We start from the raw sequence: 15,352 nt of genomic DNA, 5'->3' as shown, positions 1-15,352 counted from the left end.
GACGTGTTGCCGTGCGCGCCGCAGCCATGGCCGGTACCGGCTGGTGCGCGCCCCCGCGCGGCTCAGGCGGCCCGGGCGGCGGGAGTCGGCGGCGCGGGCGTGTCGGCGCGGCTCACCTGGAGGTATCCGACGAGCGCGGCGATCGGGACCACCAGGGCGAGGCTGACCGCGCCGGTCCCCCACCCGAGCCCGTCGCGCGTGGTGGGACTCCCCTGCTCGGGCACGCGCGGGTTCCGCCGTGCCGCTGTCCTGCTGTCCGCCTCTGCCCTTGCCATCGACGTCCGCCCTCCCGGCGCCGATGGGGCGCCGTGCCGCTGATGCCGGTGTGCGGGCAGGCGTCGGCCACCGGGCACCCCGGAGCCGGGCGGCCACCCGAACCGATGTCTACACGACTGCAGACGAGACTGCTCGGCTCACCGCCACCCGGGCTAGGGCCGTCGGCGGCACCTGGAAACCGGCGCAGAGCAGCACGAGTTCCAGCGGCGGGGCAGGCGACGACGGCGACGGCGACGGCCCGGTCCAGGCCGCCACCACATGGACGGCGATCACGCCCGGCCCCGTCCGACCCCGGCGTCCACGGCCATGGCCGCGGCGAGCCAGGTGAGGGCGTAGAGCCAGCCGCCGAGGACATCGGTGGGCCAGTGCACGCCGAGGTAGACGCGGGTCAGGCCGACCGTGACGGCCCAGCAGGCGAGCAGGACCCAGCCGAGCCGGGCGGCGGCGGGCGAGGCCGTGCGCCACACCGCCCAGGCCAGCAGGCCGGCCACGAGCGCCGAGGTGGTGGTGTGGCCGGAGGGGAAGGAGAAGCCGGACGCGTGCGTCACCCGGTCGGCAACGGGCGGACGCGGCCGGGCCACCCCGTACAGGACGGCGTAGCGCATGCCCTGGACGAGGAGCAGGAACCCGAGCGCGCCCGCGGCCGTCAGCAGCCGGCCTCGGACGCCCCGGCCCCAGCCCGCGACGAGCCCCGCGGTCACGGCACACAAGTACGGGACGGGGCCGGTCCCGGTCGTGGTGACGGCTCGCGCGAAGGCGACCGCGGCGGCAGGACGGTGCTGTACCGACCAGCGGTGCACGCTCTCGTCGAGTGGGTACGGGCTGCCGTGGCGGGCTGCGACCAGAGCGGTCAGCACGGCGAACAGGACGGCGCACAGCACTGCGGCCAGGCCCCAGCGGGTGGCGCTCCGCACGGCGGGGACCCTCACCGGGGGGCGACCAGCGGCCTGAGCGGCGAGCTGCGCAGCCGCTGTACGAGGGGGGTCGCGCGGCGGGCCGTACGGGTCAGCAGCCAGGCGACCACCGCCCCGACGACCAGGCCGATGACGGCGTCGTGGGGGTAGTGGGCGCCCACCCAGACCCGGGAGAAGGCCATCAGCAGTGCGGCCGGCAGCGCGATCGCCGCGAGCCGGCGGTCCGTGACCCAGAGGGCCGCGGCCGCCGCGGCGGCGATGGCGGCGTGGTTACTGGGGAACGACCAGTCACCCAGGGGCGGGCAGGCCTCCAGCGTGACCGCGTGCAGGGTCCGGCAGGGCCGCTGCTCCCGGAAGAGCGATTTGATGCCGGTGTCGGCGAGGAAGGCGATGACCACGACGAGGGGCGCTGCCAGCGCCGTGGCGGTCCTCGCCGGGTCGGCCGCCGCCCGGGCGCGCCACCAGGCGGCCGCCATCAGTACGGCGAAGAGGGCGAGGCCGTAGTCGGACCAGGCGGTGACCAGCCCGTCGAGCCAGCCGGGGGCCCGCTGGGCGAGGCCGGTGATCCAGGTGTACAGGTGTCCGTCGACGGCGGGGCCGTCCAGGGCGAGCAGGCTCAACGCGAGCCTCCGTTCGAAGTGCGGGGACTCCGCCGACGGATGACTTCCACGGCGAGCGGGGCGAGCGGGGCGAGCGAGATGAGGACGACCGCGACGCCGAGGGCACCGAAGGCCGACAGGAGGGAACCGGCGTCCAGCAGGTTGTCGGCCTGCGGGCCCGGCTGCGGGCCGGGCGCGCGCGGGCCGAGCGCCTGCGGCGCCGCGGCGAGAGCGGGCGAGGTCATGTCAACAGCTCCCATGGGGTGAGAGGAACAGGATCCGGTACGACGCCCTGCCGACTGGCGGCTACAGTTCCATAGACGGTCTACAGAACTGTAGACGATCGGTGTCTGGAGCAGCGCGCCCATGGGCGACAGGAACCCGGAGCGGCGCGCCGCCGGCGAGCTGGAGGCCGGCGTGCCGGCGGCGCTCTGGGCGGCGGACGGCCCGCTGTCCCCGGGCCGGGTCCAGGAGATGATGGGCGGGTCCCTCGCCCGCACGACCGTGACGACGGTCCTGTCCCGCCTGTACGAGAAGGGCGCTGTGACCCGCAAGCGGTCCGGCCGCGGGTTCGTCTACGTTCCGACCGAGGACGCCTCCGGCCTCACCGCCCGGCGCATGCACGCCGAACTGGCGAAGGACCGGGACCGCGGGGCCGTACTGAGCCGCTTCGTCTCACAGCTGAGCGGCGAGGACGAGCGCCTGCTCCGCGCCCTGCTCGACGGGGAAGGGGACCCGGCGTGATCCACATCGCCCGGCTCCCCCTCCTCGTGCCGTTCCCGGCCGCACGGGCGGGCAGGCGGCCGGGCTCGCACCTGCCTCCGCGGCGGGCGGTCCGGCTGCTGACGGCGACCGCCCGCCCCATCGGCCGGGCCGCTCTCGCTCCCCGCGCCTCCTCCGCTGCCGGCCGTACGCGTCCCGGTCCGGCCCTGCCCGCGACCGCCGGGCCCGTTCCCCGCCGCGGCGCCGCCCTCCTCGGCCACGGCACCGAAGCCGGGACGACCCGGCCCTGACGACTGCCAGCGGGCCGGGCATGAGGAGCGGGCCACCGACGCCTACGGCCCGAAGCCCGACGTCTACTTCACCCCGCCGCGCGAGCAGGACCTCACCACCGCCGGTCTCAGCCGGGCCGCCTGAACAGCGCGGCCCGGCTGGAGAGATCCGGAGGGGATGCGGGCGCACCCGGCACGTGAGGCCGTTCCTCGTACCCGGTGGCCGGGCGTCGGCGTCCGCAGGTCACCAGGGGATGGCGCCGTCGTCTTCGAAGAACGAACCGGTCGGGCCGTCGTCGGGAAGCGTGGCGAGCCGGATCGCGATGGCTGCGCCCTGCTCGGGGGTGCGGGATCCGTGGAAGCCGGTGAAGTCGGTCGCGACCAGGCCCGGGCAGGCGGCGTTGATCAGGATGTCCGTCCCGGCGAACTGCCGGGCGTACTGCACGGTGATGGCGTTGAGGTACGACTTCGACGGCGCGTAGGCCGCCATGATGGGGCCGATCTCGATGTTCGGGTCCGCCTGCCGGGTCAGGGAGGCGACGCCGCTGGAGACGTTGACGATGCGCGGCGACGTGGAGCGCCGCAGCAGTGGCAGCATCGCGTTGGTCACGCGGATGACGCCGAGGACGTTGGTCTCCACGACCGTGCGGACCACGTCGAGGTCGAGCGCGGTCGGGTCCTGCACCCACCCCGGGCCGGACTCTCCCGAGATCCCGGCGTTGTTGACCAGGACGTCCAGGCGCCCGGCCTGCCGTTCGATCAGTCCCGCGGCATCGGTGACACTGTGGTCGCTGGTCACCTCCAGCGGCACCCCGAACGCGTCCACCCCGGCGGCGCGCAGCTTCTCCACGGCGGCCTCCAGCCGGGCCTCGTCCCGGGCTCCCACGCCCACGCGGTATCCGAGGGCACCCAGACCGGTCGCGATCTCGTACCCGATTCCCTTGTTCGCGCCGGTAACCAGCGCAATCTTCGTTTCGCTCACGACATTGATGCTCACTCAGCGACGGCGACGCGACCAATACCGATAAGGCGTCCAGTGATACTCGTGGGGTATCACTGGGGAGTACGCTCCGGGCATGGACACCCTGGAGACCCGCGAGCTGAGGTACTTCGTGGCCGTCGCCGAGGAACTGCACTTCGGCCGCGCCGCGGAGCGGCTCGGCATCGCCCAGCCACCGCTGTCCCGGGCGGTCCAGCAGCTCGAACGGCGCCTCGGCGTCTCGCTGCTGGACCGCAACCGCCGCGGCGTCTCGCTGACCGGCGCCGGAGAGGTCCTGCTGCACGAGGGTCGCGCCGCCCTGCACGCGACCACCGCCGCCGCACGCCGCACCCGTCGCGCCGGTGGCGCCGATCATCCGGGTGGCGCCCGCGATCGCCTGGTGCTGGCGGTCAAGGCCGCCGCGTCTCAAGAACTGCTGAGGAAGCTTCTCGACGCCTACGCGGCCCAGCCCGACGCCGCCGAGATCGAAGTGCTGCCATGCGGTATCGGCGAACAGGAAATACTGCTGCGCGACGGCCGCGCCGACGTGGCACTGATGCAAACGCCGTTCAACTCCCTCGCCGGGTTCGACAGCGAGGAACTACTGACCGAGGGACGGATCGCCGTCCTGCCCGCCGGGCACCCTCTCGCCGCGCACAAGACCTTGCGCATGGCCGACGTCACCGACGTCCCTGATCTTCCGCTCGCCCGCTGGCCCCGCAACGGTGCCTACCCTCCCGGCCCCGGCCCCGAGATCCGCGACCAGACCCAGCTGGCCCAGCTGATCGCCCTCGGACGCACCGCGGCCATCTGCCCCGACTCCTCCCACGCCTGGCTGTGGGCCGAACACACCGCCGTCCCCCTCACCGACGCACCCCCCGTCGTCACCCACATCGCCTGGCCCCCACACAGCCGCTCCCGCGCCCTCGCCCAGCTGATCCGCACGGCCAGCCGGCTGTGACCCCCGGGAGGAAGCGGTCGCGGGTCGAGGGTTCCGGCTACGCGGGCGTCGCGGATTCCCGCGGGACCGGCGGATGGCAGGCGGCGCGGGTGTCGTCTTCCTCCGTGCGCGGCCAGTAGCGTCCTTCGAGGGCCTCGGCGCTGCGGTTCAGCCGGACCAGGACGTCCTCCAGTTCCTGGACCTCCTCGGGGGACCAGCCGGCGACCACCCGGGCCAGGCAGGACTGGTTGACCTCACGGTCTGCGGCGAGGCGGCGCCCGCCCTCGGCGGTGATGCGCAGCTTGCGGGCCATGCCGCCGTGCGGGTCCGCGACGCGCTCGGCCAGTCCGCAGCGCAGCAGTGCGGCCGTCTGGCGGTTCACGGTCGAGGTGTCGAGCCCGAAGGCCTCCGCCAACTGTCCGATGGACATGGGGCCCTGGGTGTCGATGCGGCTGAGCAGCAGGTACGCCGACCGCTCCAGACGTTCGGGGTCGCGCTCGCGCCGGGCGAGCACCTGGTGCCGCGAGAGCAGCATCAGCTCCCGCTCCAGTTTCTCCAGCACTGCGCCTCCCGCTCCTTCCGGCGCTCCATTATCGCCGACGCGAGGGCCGGTGGACTCTGCCGGGCCCCTACGGGGCCGCAATATGCATGATACATAACATGTGTACTATGCACTTCTCGTTGCCACCCCGACGAGCCACAGCCTCAACCGGAGGATCCGCATGACCGTCACCACGTCCACCGCCTCCCGCGCGGCCGAGATCCTGTCCCGGCCCGTCACGCTCAACGGCCTGACCGTCCCCAACCGCATCGCGATGGCTCCGATGACGCGGATGTTCTCCCCGGACGGCGTGCCCGGGGAGGACGTGCGGGCGTACTACGCCAGCCGGGCCGCCGCGGGCGTCGGCCTGATCGTCACCGAGGGCACCTACGTCGGCCACGACTCCGCCGGGCAGAGCGACCGGGTGCCGCGCTTCCACGGCGAGGAGCAGCTGGCGGGGTGGGAGAAGGTCGCCGCGGCCGTGCACGAGGCCGGCGGCACGATCGTGCCCCAGCTGTGGCACATAGGCATGGTGCGCAAGCAGGGCGAGGCCCCGTACGCCGACGCGCCCGCCGTCGGCCCCTCCGGCATCCGTGTCGACGGCACGGAGGGGACCGGCAGGGCGATGACCCGCGCCGACCTCGACGACGTCATCGGCGCGTTCGCCGACGCCGCGGCGGAGGCCGCGCGGATCGGCTTCGACGGCGTCGAACTGCACGGCGCCCACGGCTACCTGCTCGACCAGTTCCTGTGGGAGCGGACCAACCGCCGCACCGACGCGTACGGCGGCGACGCGGTGGCCCGGACGAAGTTCGCCGCGGAGATCGTGGCCGCGGTCCGCGAGCGCGTCCCGGCCGACTTCCCGGTGATCTTCCGCTACTCGCAGTGGAAGCAGGAGGCCTACGACGCCCGGCTCGCGCAGACCCCGGAGGAGCTGGAAGCGATCCTGGCCCCGCTGGCGGCGGCCGGCGTCGACGCGTTCCACGCCTCCACCCGGCGCTACTGGCTCCCGGAGTTCGAGGGCTCGGACCTGAACCTGGCGGGCTGGACCAAGAAGCTCACGGGCCGCCCGGCCATCACCGTCGGCTCGGTCGGCCTCGACGGCGACTTCATCCGCGCCTTCGTCGGCGAGGGTGCGGCGCTCGGCGACATCGACAACCTCCTGGACCGCATGGAGCGCGACGAGTTCGACATGGTCGCCGTCGGCCGGGCGCTGCTCCAGGACCCGCAGTGGGCGGCGAAGGTCCTCGGCAACCGCTTCGACGAGCTGAAGCCTTACGACGCGGCGGCCCTCAAGTCGCTCAGCCGGTAGCCGGTAGCCGGTGGCCTGTGGCCTGTGGCCGACAACCGTCCGGATGCCCGGTTTGGATCACCGGCGCGCGCCTATCCGGGTCACTTCCGGCCGCCCCCCGAGCGGGAGGCGCTCGGTGGGGGTAGGTCGTCCGGCGCAAGGTGACCTTGGGATCCATGAGGAGATCAGCCATGTACGCGGTGATTCGGCGGTACGAAGGAGTGACTGACTCAGCCGAGGCAGGACGCCTGGTGGACGAGGGATTCGTGCCTCTCCTCCGCCGGGTCCCCGGTTTCGTGGCGTACTACTGGGTGGATGCCGGGGACGGAGTGATGGTCTCCACCGGCGTCTTCGCGGACCGGTCCGGGGCCGAGGAATCGGTCAGGCAGGCGGCGGACTTCGTGAGGGACAACCTCGCGCCGCTGCTCCCCAACCCTCCTCAGGTCACGGCCGGCCCGGTCGTGGCCGCCGGGTAGCGACCCGCGAAGCGGGCCGCTGGATCCCACCGCCCGCACTCCGACGACCGTCGGCCCGGTCGGGCCTCGCACGCGGGTGGGGCCCGACCGGCGAACCGCGTCGTGAAGCAGGAAGAGCGGTCGTGTCAGGACGACGCCGCCGGCCCTCCGGACTTCGAGGGGGCGGTCCTCGCCGTCATGGGTGCAGGACGAGACGGCCGGCTGCTCGCCGAGGGCCGCGGCGATCTCCTCCACGGTCAGCCGCGAGCGCAGCCTCCCTCACCTGCGGATGGCCGTCCTCGCAGAAGGCCGCGATGCGGGCGTGGAGCGCCGGCCGTGCCGCACGGGCGGCGGCCGGATCCCGCGCCGCGCCGAGACCGTCCTGGACGTCCTCGACGTCCTCGACGTCCTCGACGTCCTCGACGTCCCGGCGGGCGATGTCGGCGAACGTTGCCAGCCAGGTCAGGAGTTCCGCGCGCAGCGGCCGCCGGCCTGCCCGGCGCAGGCCGGGGAGCGCCGACCCGCATGGGCGGCCGGTCACGGCAAGCGACCGATCACGGCCACGTTGCGCCAACTCCCTTGAACCACTGTGAACTTGACGCACTCACCAGTAACATCCCGACCGGCCGGTAACCCGCCGCCCCAGCAGCCGCCCGCGAAAGGGTCTCCTGCATGCGCTTGACCTCCCGTGTCGTCCCCGCCGCCCTCGCCTTGGCCGCCCTCCTGCTCGGCGTCCTCCCCACACAGGCCCAGGCCCGCCCCGACCGCGCCCCCGACCGGGTCACGGTCGGTGACCGCACCTTCATCGCCGACGGCCAGGGCCGCGCGCTGCAGTGGCGCGGCTTCAACCTCTCCGACAAGAGCAGCCGGGGCACCGACGCGTTCGCCGACATCCACGAGAGCGACCTCAAGGACATGGCCGCCCGGGGCTTCAACCTCGCGCGCCTCGCCTTCTTCTGGGACGACCTCGAACCCACCCCCGGGCACTACGACCGCGGCTACCTCGCCAAGATGCGCCGCATCCTCGACTGGGCCGACCGCTACCACGTCAAGGTCATCCTCGATGCCCACCAGGACGTGTACGGCCCCCACTTCGGCTCCCGCGGCGTCCCCGACTGGGCCACCCGCGACGAGGGGCTGCCGTTCACGCACATACCGGACGACTGGTTCTCCGAGTACTTCGAGCCGTCCGTACAGACCGCCTTCGACCACCTGTACAAGGACGCCGACCTCCGCGCCGCGCACGCCCGCATGTGGATGACGGTCGCCTCCGCCCTGGGCCGGCACCCGGCGCTGCTCGGCTACGACCTGATGAACGAGCCGTTCGCGAAGTTCCTCGAAGGCGAGGACCTCCCCGCCGCCGCGGCCCGCTTCGAGGCCACCGAGCTCACCGAGATGTGGAACCGCCTCGCACGGGCGATCCGCCTGGTCGACCAGAAGTCGTGGGTGTTCGTCGAACCGACCGTCATCGTCGGTCTCGGCGTCCCGACCCGGATGGGCCGCATCGACGACCCGCACGCCGGCTACGCGCCGCACTTCTACGAGACCGCGATGGAAACCGGCGGCGACTACGACCCCGACGGCACCTTCATCCCCGCCTACGAGGCCGCGATCAGCGACTACCCGTCCCGTAACCGCATGCCGGTGATCGTGGGGGAATGGGGCGGCAACCCCTACGTTCCGCACGCGAGCCGGTTCGTCAACGACATGACGGCCTCCCTGGACCGCTTCTCCAGCGGCTGGACGTGGTGGCAGTGGTGCCGGGGCGGCGGCTACTGCTTCCTCGACCAGACGGGCGCCGTGAAGCCCAACGCCCAGCTGCTCGTCCAGCCGTACGCGCGCGCCGTCGCGGGCGACCCGCTCCAGTTCGCGTACGACCCGGCCACACGCACCTACACGCTCACCTTCCGCACCCGCGACAACTCGGAGGGGCCCACCCAGATCACCGTGCCGAGGGACACGTACCCGGGCGGCCACCGGGTCGACGTCCAAGGCGGCAAGGCCAGTTGGGACGACCACGGCCAGACCGTCGCCGTGAGCACCCGCGGCAGGGCCGGAGCCACCTACAAGGTCACGATCAGCCCGAGGTAGCCCACCCGGTCCGCACGCGGCCGACGGTGTCATCCTGGCCGGTTTGCGGCCTGGACGGTACGGGCGGGGTGGGGTTCCCTCGTACACCGACCGGCCCCACCGGGGGGCCGGAAGGAAACGGGGAAACCTCATGGCCCGTTCGATCAAGGCACTCGCCGCGCTCGTCATGGCTGGGGCATCCGTCCTCTGTGCTACCTCGCAGGCGTCCGCCGACCCGAACCCCAACCACACCGGCTCCGCGCCGCAGTGGATCCGACTGAGCACCAGCCACTCCGTGGGCGTCTACACCGCCCCCAACGCGGGAGCCGGCAAGTACAACAACATCACCCTCACGCCGGGCAGCGACTGGGTCTTCGCGGACTGCTGGGTGGCCGGCGGGTCCGTCGGCAGCGACGGCAACGTCTGGTACCGCACCACCAGCGTGTGGCAGAACAACCAGTCGGTCGGTACGGGGGTGACCTGGACGTTCGGACCGTACGTGGACGGCGCGGCGCAGTTCCACAACGTGCCCGGCCTCCCCCACTGCTGAACCAGCCGGTGGACGCACAGCGGCCCGCGCACCGTTCCCGGTGCGCGGGCCGCTGTGTCAGCCCGAGGGAGCCGTCCGGGTCCATGACGACTTCACCTCGCGGTCATTTGCCCTGATCATCCCACTCGTGCGGACCTCGACCAGAACACCCCGATTCAACACGTTCGGGCGATGACAAAGTGTCGCAACTTCTCAAAGATCGGTGCTCCGCGGCCACGAAGCAGACACGAGTCCGCAGGCGGCTACTGGCCGCAGGCACGGGGTCTGGGCTGGTCGGGAGACCGAGGTTCCCGGCATTACGGGGACTCACAACACAAGAGGGACTGCGTTGAAGAGAAGAACTGGCCGAGCGCGGCTGTTCAGGGCACTTGGCGCTCTCGGCACCACGATGGCGCTGTGGTCCGTCGCGATCGCCCCCGCCGCGACGGCGAACGCGAATCCTGCCGGACCACCGACCACCACGCACCACGTCCAGCCGACGTACCGGCCGGGAAACATCACGAAGTGCCCGGCGGGAACGACGACGTTCATCAACACGTCGAACCTGACGCCGGGCAACCAGAGCAAGAGCTACTCGAACGGACCCACCTCCTTCACGGCGACGGTCGACGCAACGGGCACGTACCTGAGCTTCACGACGAACTCGCCGGGCTTCACGGTCTACGTCAAGGGCACTGCGGCCTACGACACCTACGACTACACGGGTACGCCGGGTCACCCGAACCATCCCTCGGACACGGGTCTGCACGCGCCGTTGGCCCGGAGCGGGAAGCCGGCAAAGATCAGCCACTATCTGGTCTGCGGCCAGCCGGCGTCCCCGGTGGTCCCCCAGGGATCGTGTGAGGCGTCGGGGTCGCTGTCCGCATACGTGAACGGGTCCAACGTCACCGCGTACGTCCCCAAGGGGGCGTGGAGCAGCACCGCCACCGGCATCGACGTGGTGAACGTCGAGGGCAGCAGCATCACCAACACGCAGATCCCCACCGGTACCGACGTCATCAACTCCATCGCGACGAACTCGGTGACCGGACAGTCCGTGGCCACGGCGAACAACAACCACGTCTACATCCTGAAGGGCACCGGGCTCGACCCCAGCGTCTCGCCCAACCCCCTGACGGATTCGGGCACAGGGGTGATCAGCTTCTCCGGAGGGTCCGCGACGAGCACCGGCGTCTCGATCGACGCCGTGCACAACAAGGCCCTGATCGGGCTGAGCATCGCAGGCCAGGCCGGGTTCCAGTTCCTCAACCTCGCGACCAACACCTTCGAGGCCCCGTTCACCACGCAGGACCCGGGTGGGCAGATCTCCGAGGACCCCCTCATCGATCCCGTCCGCAACCTCGTCCTGTCCCCCTCGGAGGACAACAACTACGAGATCGTGAACGTCTCGAACAGCACCTCGCCGCAGTTCTTCGAGCACCCGGTGACCATCGCGGGGGAACTCGATTCCGCTGCGGAGGACTGCTCCACCGGCATCATCCTGTCGCCCGCGGAGTTCAGCGACCCCTCGCAGGTCGAGATCGCGGACATCAGCACCGCCGTCTTCACCCCCGGCTCGCCCGGATCCTGGACGGCGCCCGAGCAGGTCCAGACGCTGACCGGATCGAGCCTGAGTGCCGGAGCGTCCGCGGCGTCCGTGGCGCAGGGTACGCACACGGGTGTCATCACCGGAGAGTTCGGTGGGGACGGCCTGACCGCGGTCGCGCTGCCGACGACATCCGGTACCGGAGCCATCCCGGCCATCGGCAACTGGGTGACCTGTGCGACCGGCGGGGGCTTCTCCATGGGATTGGATCCGCACACCCTGATCGCGTACCAGTCTCCGAACGGGGGACACGCCATCGCCCTCATGGTCAATGACGGAGCGACCCAGATGGTCGCGGTGGACCTGACCAAGATGCTCGACGGCACGACGGTCCCGGCAACGGGCAACGTCTGCACCGGCGGCACCCTGCCCGCGACGGCCGAGACCTTCATCGCCCTGCCGTAGTCGGCTCCCGCACAGCCGGAGGCAGGAGAGCCGGCGAGACCGTGGGGGTGTTCAACCCCCACGGTCTCCCGCTTCCCCCACGCCGCGCCGCGTACCCGCCCTGCCGGCCCGACCGCTGCGGCCGCGACGTGAGCACCTCGCCCGGCTCTGCACGGCGGCTGGTCACGGGCTCCCCGGACCTCACCCGGCCACGGCCGGCGACGGGGGCCGCACGTCTTCATTCGTGGTCGCGCAGGAAGGCGGGGATCTCGTCGCGGGTCGGGTGGTTCGGCAGCGGTGCCGGCTCGTCCTGAAGGAACGCGGTGATGACGGCGGCGGCTCGGTCGTCGTTGCCGTCGAGGCCGTTCCACATGTGGTGTCCGACTCCGGGCATGTACTGCGTGCGCTGGATGGCGGGGTCATGGGTGAGGATGGCGGTCGCCCATTGACGGACCTGGGAGGAGCACTCGGCGATCATCAGCATCGCGGGGGTCCGGGACTGCCTCAGCCGCGGTGCGATGGAGGGCGAGTCCTTGACCGTCTGCTGGACGCGGAGGCTGGCGGCGGGGCTGAAGGAGAAGTTCTGTGCGGTGTCCTCAACCGGGATGCGCTGCGCGTCGCGCGCGCAGTAGGCGGATGCGGTGTCGCTGCCGAGGTCCGCGGCGGTGAAGGCGTTGTCGCCTTCGGCCTGGCCGATCAGTCCGGTGTCGGGGGTGAGGAGGCCGAGTCGCATGAGGCCGAATGCCACGGCGTAGCGGGGGACGTGCGTCGATCGCGGGCCGGTGACGGCCGGTGCGAGGCCCCGTGCGGACGCTCGGCCCTCGTGCCCGGTGATGTGGGCGGTGGGGCCGTCCATGGGGCCCGGCTCGGCGATGACCGCCCGGTGCAGGCGTGCGGCGACGCCCGGGTCGGCCAGCGCTCGGGTGAGCACGACCCCGCCCGAGGAGAATCCGAGGACGTCGACCTCGCCCTCGTTCAGGCGGTCGACGAAGGCGCCGAGGTCGCGGACCGACCTGGAGATCGTGTACTGGCCCATGGGGAGCAGGTCGCTTCGTCCGCCACCGGCCTGTTCATAGGCGTAGACGTCGTAGCCCTGACGAGCCAGGAGTTGCAGGAACCGGTGGTCGAGCACCGAAATGCCCCGGACCGGACCGCCGTTGAGGTACACGAGCGGGACGGGATGCCGCGGGACGGAACTCGCGGGCGGGTAGTGGTACACCGCGACCCGGCTGCCTGTGGTCAGGCTCCAGTGCTGCACGGCCACGAACGGCGGGGCCGGCGGGTACCGCCGGGCCGTCGGCACGGTCGGGATGCAGACCGCCGCCGTCAACGCCGCCGCGACGACCACCGGCAGGAACGGCACGAGCCGCGCCGGCCACGTGCGGCGCCGCCCCCACCACGCGGCGAGGACGGCCGCGGCTCCGAGCGTCGTCAGCCATGCGACGAGCCCGGAGCCCGCCCCGTCCGTGAGGGCGATCAGTACGAGGAAGACTGCGGCCGGCGCCACGACGGCGGCCGGGGCGAGCAGTAAGCGTCCGGTGAACCGGACGAGACGTATGGCGGACGGGGACACGGCGGACCTCCGACAGTTTCGGAACGCTGTTTCAAAACGACGTTATCAGAGAGGGTAGGCTGCAGGCCGTGGGTAGACCGAGAACGAACGACGAGGCCGTCAAAGAGCGGCTCGTGGCGTGCGCGACCGAATTGCTCGCCACCCGTCCGCGGGCGTCGGTCACGGTCCGCGCCGTGGCCGCTGCCGCCGAGGCGTCGACGACGGCGGTGTATTCCTTGTTCGGCGGCAAGGACGGGCTGATCGGTGCGGTGCGCGACAGGGCCGTCGCCGGCCTGTTCCAGGACCTGTCGGCGGTACGGACCTCCGCGGATCCTCTCGCCGACCTCTACGCGCTGGCCGTCGCCTACCGCTGCTGGGGGCGCGGACACAGTCACCTGTACACGGTGCTGTTCGGTGGCGTGCAGTCCTTCGACCCGTCGGGGGAGGTCGGAGCCGGTGATCCGATCCGTCCGCTCCTCGCGGCGATCGACCGCGCGCTGGCGGCGTCCGTCCTCGTCGGCGAGGCGACGTCGATCGCCCTGTCGGTCTGGGCCACCCTGCACGGGCTCGTGACCCTCGAACTGGCCGGTGCCCTCGACGCCGTCACGGCCGAGGCCGCATTCCGATCGACGATTCACGCCACGTTGCGCGGATGGACGACGCCCGACGACACCTTCGGTGTTCCGCGGCCTTCGCCAAGCCGAACCGGCGTCCTGAGAGGACGTGCCGAGCCGGTATGACCGCCTCGTAGTCACCTGTCGTCCCCGTGCTGCCCCCGGACGGCCGTACCTCGCCGGCGCACGGACCCGGTCGGGAGCGCAAGTCCTTCCGGCTTCCGGCAGCGGCGGGCTGCGGGCGGTGGGGCCGGTCCGAAAATCCTTGGACGGCACGGGACCGGCTTGCTGGAATGGGAGACGGCCACTGTCGGAGTCGAAGGGATGCGGCGATGACCGAGATCAGGCTGCACCTGTCGGTGCGCGGCCTCACCGACGCGGACCTGCCCGCCTGCGGCTGGGCCGGCTCCCCCAAGCACGTGCGCGAGCTCGTCCACCAGATCCGCCGCGCCGAGGCGGGCGAGATCGACTACCTGGCGGTGTGCACGCCGGTCGGGCTCCCGGTGGCGGTCGGCGGCATCGACTACACGGTCAAGCCCGGCGCCGGCACGCTCTGGCAACTCGGCGTCCACCCGGCCCTGCAGTCCTGCGGGATCGGCACGCTGCTGATCCGCTCCGCAGAGCAGCGGATCGGCGCCCGGGGCCTGACCCGCGCCGAACTCGGCGTCGAGGAGGGCAACCCGCGCGCCCGCGCCCTCTACGAACGCCTGGGCTACCGCGCCTTCGGCCGCGAGCTCGACTCCTGGGACACGGAGGCCGAGGACGGCTCGCTCCAGCGGTACGAGACGGTGTGCACGCTGATGCGCAAGGACTTGACGTGACGCTGGACTTCGCGGCCTTCACAGCCGGCGCGCCGGCTGCCCTCGACTGCCACCCCGACGGTTGGGAACCGCCCGCCCCTGATGAGCGCGTGGGCTGCTTCGGCGAACGGCTCGTTGGGGACGTCCCCGGGGCGCCGGGACCCGAGGTGGCTCCCATGAGCTCCCACCGACCATCCCGGCCCTTCTGGAGCTGCGGCCCGCCGGAGTCCCCGAAGCACGCCATGGCCTCGGGCACACGGCTGATCGTGCACAACCGGGTCCGGTCCGCGTAGCCGGGGGCGCACTCGGCATCGGTGCCCCTGCGCGCATCGAGCTCCTGCAACCGCTCCGCGAACTTCAGCTCGGTGTCGGCCGTAGTGCCGAATCCCAGGATCCGGGTCGGGGTGCCGGGCCGCCCGGCCCGCTCCGCGATACGGACCGGCTTCTCGGTGACCGGGCGGTCGAGGCGGACCAGCGCGAGGTCGTTCTTGTTGGCTGCCTGCCCGTCGCCGTTCACGTAGGCGGGGTGGACGACTATCCGCTCGATGGCCCGGACGGTTCCCCCGGACTTCCGCTCCTCGCTGCCGATCCGGACAGTGCCGTCCAGCTCAATGCCGTCGCCCTGCACGCAGTGGGCCGCCGTCAGCACCCACTGCGGATCGATCAGCGACCCCCCACAGGAACCGTCGTACAGCCCGTACTTCGGGGCCGACTCCACCGGCATGCGGGACCGCCCCGACGGGTCGGCGTTACCGCACAGCTCAAGGAGTGTGCCGTCCACTTCCGGCCGCTTGTCCGAAACCGGCGGTA

General features: G+C 72.1%; 18 protein-coding genes and 1 pseudogene. 11 read left to right on the top strand and 8 right to left on the bottom strand.

Features of this window, described 5'->3' with window-relative positions; genetic code table 11:
* Window positions 1-62 precede the first annotated feature (62 nt).
* The 4 genes from OG295_RS38505 to OG295_RS38490 form a co-directional block, all read right to left on the bottom strand.
* The gene (locus OG295_RS38505; protein WP_371681482.1) at window positions 63-224 is read right to left on the bottom strand and encodes a hypothetical protein; all 162 of its coding nucleotides are present in this window, start codon (window positions 222-224) and stop codon (window positions 63-65) included.
* A gap of 321 nt (window positions 225-545) precedes the next feature.
* Window positions 546-1,190 carry a phosphatase PAP2 family protein gene (locus OG295_RS38500; RefSeq protein WP_331738295.1) on the bottom strand — a complete coding sequence of 215 codons (645 nt, stop codon included), beginning with the start codon at window positions 1,188-1,190 and terminating at the stop codon, window positions 546-548.
* Window positions 1,191-1,201: 11 nt separating this feature from the next.
* Window positions 1,202-1,810 (bottom strand): phosphatase PAP2 family protein, encoded by a 609-nt coding sequence (locus OG295_RS38495; protein WP_331738292.1) that lies wholly within the window; start codon window positions 1,808-1,810, stop codon window positions 1,202-1,204.
* The gene (locus tag OG295_RS38490) at window positions 1,807-2,034 is read right to left on the bottom strand and encodes a hypothetical protein (RefSeq protein WP_331738289.1); all 228 of its coding nucleotides are present in this window, start codon (window positions 2,032-2,034) and stop codon (window positions 1,807-1,809) included. The genes OG295_RS38495 and OG295_RS38490 overlap by 4 nt, the downstream gene beginning before the upstream one ends.
* A 121-nt stretch (window positions 2,035-2,155) precedes the next feature.
* Here OG295_RS38490 and OG295_RS38485 point away from each other — a divergent pair, with 121 nt between their 5' ends.
* Complete coding sequence (locus tag OG295_RS38485) at window positions 2,156-2,533, top strand: BlaI/MecI/CopY family transcriptional regulator (RefSeq protein WP_331738286.1); 378 nt, start codon at window positions 2,156-2,158, stop codon at window positions 2,531-2,533.
* Window positions 2,530-2,802, top strand: a complete 273-nt coding sequence (locus OG295_RS38480; protein WP_331738284.1) for a hypothetical protein — start codon at window positions 2,530-2,532, stop codon at window positions 2,800-2,802. Before OG295_RS38485 ends, OG295_RS38480 begins: the two co-directional genes overlap by 4 nt.
* Window positions 2,803-3,025: 223 nt before the next feature.
* Here the strand turns inward: OG295_RS38480 and OG295_RS38475 are convergent, their stop codons facing one another.
* Window positions 3,026-3,763, bottom strand: coding sequence for an SDR family oxidoreductase (locus OG295_RS38475; RefSeq protein WP_331738282.1), 738 nt, complete (start codon window positions 3,761-3,763; stop codon window positions 3,026-3,028).
* A gap of 94 nt (window positions 3,764-3,857) precedes the next feature.
* Here OG295_RS38475 and OG295_RS38470 point away from each other — a divergent pair, with 94 nt between their 5' ends.
* Window positions 3,858-4,721: a LysR family transcriptional regulator gene (locus OG295_RS38470; protein WP_331738278.1), complete on the top strand. Its 864-nt coding sequence runs from the start codon at window positions 3,858-3,860 to the stop codon at window positions 4,719-4,721.
* A 37-nt stretch (window positions 4,722-4,758) separates the two neighbouring features.
* Here OG295_RS38470 and OG295_RS38465 read toward each other — a convergent pair whose 3' ends face one another.
* A complete protein-coding gene (locus OG295_RS38465; protein ID WP_331739003.1) occupies window positions 4,759-5,235 on the bottom strand; it encodes a MarR family winged helix-turn-helix transcriptional regulator in 477 nt (158 codons plus the stop codon).
* 187 nt (window positions 5,236-5,422) lie between these two features.
* On the opposite strand from OG295_RS38465, the gene OG295_RS38460 reads away from it, so the two are divergent.
* The 6 genes from OG295_RS38460 (at window position 5,423) to OG295_RS38435 (ending at window position 11,597) form a co-directional block, all read left to right on the top strand.
* Window positions 5,423-6,553, top strand: a complete 1,131-nt coding sequence (locus OG295_RS38460) for an NADH:flavin oxidoreductase (RefSeq protein ID WP_331738275.1) — start codon at window positions 5,423-5,425, stop codon at window positions 6,551-6,553.
* A 245-nt stretch (window positions 6,554-6,798) separates the two neighbouring features.
* Window positions 6,799-7,008 carry a hypothetical protein gene (locus OG295_RS38455; protein WP_331738272.1) on the top strand — a complete coding sequence of 70 codons (210 nt, stop codon included), beginning with the start codon at window positions 6,799-6,801 and terminating at the stop codon, window positions 7,006-7,008.
* A 181-nt stretch (window positions 7,009-7,189) separates the two neighbouring features.
* Window positions 7,190-7,570: a hypothetical protein gene (locus OG295_RS38450; RefSeq protein WP_331738269.1), complete on the top strand. Its 381-nt coding sequence runs from the start codon at window positions 7,190-7,192 to the stop codon at window positions 7,568-7,570.
* An 89-nt stretch (window positions 7,571-7,659) separates the two neighbouring features.
* Window positions 7,660-9,078 (top strand): cellulase family glycosylhydrolase, encoded by a 1,419-nt coding sequence (locus OG295_RS38445; protein WP_331738266.1) that lies wholly within the window; start codon window positions 7,660-7,662, stop codon window positions 9,076-9,078.
* A gap of 130 nt (window positions 9,079-9,208) precedes the next feature.
* On the top strand, window positions 9,209-9,607 hold the full coding sequence (locus OG295_RS38440) for a hypothetical protein (RefSeq protein WP_331738263.1): 399 nt from the start codon (window positions 9,209-9,211) through the stop codon (window positions 9,605-9,607).
* Between the two features lie 328 nt (window positions 9,608-9,935).
* Window positions 9,936-11,597: a hypothetical protein gene (locus OG295_RS38435; RefSeq protein ID WP_331738260.1), complete on the top strand. Its 1,662-nt coding sequence runs from the start codon at window positions 9,936-9,938 to the stop codon at window positions 11,595-11,597.
* 217 nt (window positions 11,598-11,814) lie between these two features.
* On the opposite strand, the gene OG295_RS38430 is transcribed toward OG295_RS38435, so the two are convergent.
* Window positions 11,815-13,149, bottom strand: a complete 1,335-nt coding sequence (locus OG295_RS38430; protein WP_331738257.1) for an alpha/beta hydrolase — start codon at window positions 13,147-13,149, stop codon at window positions 11,815-11,817.
* Window positions 13,150-13,322: 173 nt separating this feature from the next.
* Here OG295_RS38430 and OG295_RS38425 point away from each other — a divergent pair, with 173 nt between their 5' ends.
* Together OG295_RS38425 and OG295_RS38420 are read left to right on the top strand one after the other, a co-directional pair.
* The gene (locus OG295_RS38425; protein ID WP_371681481.1) at window positions 13,323-13,868 is read left to right on the top strand and encodes a TetR-like C-terminal domain-containing protein; all 546 of its coding nucleotides are present in this window, start codon (window positions 13,323-13,325) and stop codon (window positions 13,866-13,868) included.
* 206 nt (window positions 13,869-14,074) lie between these two features.
* Window positions 14,075-14,563 carry a GNAT family N-acetyltransferase gene (locus tag OG295_RS38420; protein ID WP_331738250.1) on the top strand — a complete coding sequence of 163 codons (489 nt, stop codon included), beginning with the start codon at window positions 14,075-14,077 and terminating at the stop codon, window positions 14,561-14,563.
* A 118-nt stretch (window positions 14,564-14,681) separates the two neighbouring features.
* Here the strand turns inward: OG295_RS38420 and OG295_RS38415 are convergent.
* Window positions 14,682-15,257, bottom strand: a pseudogene (locus OG295_RS38415) (trypsin-like serine protease); the annotation flags it as partial.
* Between the last annotated feature and the right edge of the window lie 95 nt (window positions 15,258-15,352).

The organism is Streptomyces sp. NBC_01276, assembly GCF_041435355.1.
Classification (GTDB): domain Bacteria; phylum Actinomycetota; class Actinomycetes; order Streptomycetales; family Streptomycetaceae; genus Streptomyces.
The sequence above is the reverse complement of the archived record's forward strand: the minus strand, read 5'-3'. Positions and strand labels throughout refer to the sequence as shown.

Excerpts from the sequence above, each read along its gene's own strand:
- OG295_RS38490 (WP_331738289.1), bottom strand. The coding sequence starts at position 2,034 with ATGACCTCGCCCGCTCTCGCCGCGGCGCCGCAGGCGCTCGGCCCGCGC.
- OG295_RS38460 (WP_331738275.1), top strand. The coding sequence starts at position 5,423 with ATGACCGTCACCACGTCCACCGCCTCCCGCGCGGCCGAGATCCTGTCC.
- OG295_RS38440 (WP_331738263.1), top strand. The coding sequence starts at position 9,209 with ATGGCCCGTTCGATCAAGGCACTCGCCGCGCTCGTCATGGCTGGGGCA.
- OG295_RS38420 (WP_331738250.1), top strand. The coding sequence starts at position 14,075 with ATGACCGAGATCAGGCTGCACCTGTCGGTGCGCGGCCTCACCGACGCG.
- OG295_RS38465 (WP_331739003.1), bottom strand. The coding sequence starts at position 5,235 with ATGCTGCTCTCGCGGCACCAGGTGCTCGCCCGGCGCGAGCGCGACCCC.
- OG295_RS38485 (WP_331738286.1), top strand. The coding sequence starts at position 2,156 with ATGGGCGACAGGAACCCGGAGCGGCGCGCCGCCGGCGAGCTGGAGGCC.
- OG295_RS38470 (WP_331738278.1), top strand. The coding sequence starts at position 3,858 with ATGGACACCCTGGAGACCCGCGAGCTGAGGTACTTCGTGGCCGTCGCC.
- OG295_RS38445 (WP_331738266.1), top strand. The coding sequence starts at position 7,660 with ATGCGCTTGACCTCCCGTGTCGTCCCCGCCGCCCTCGCCTTGGCCGCC.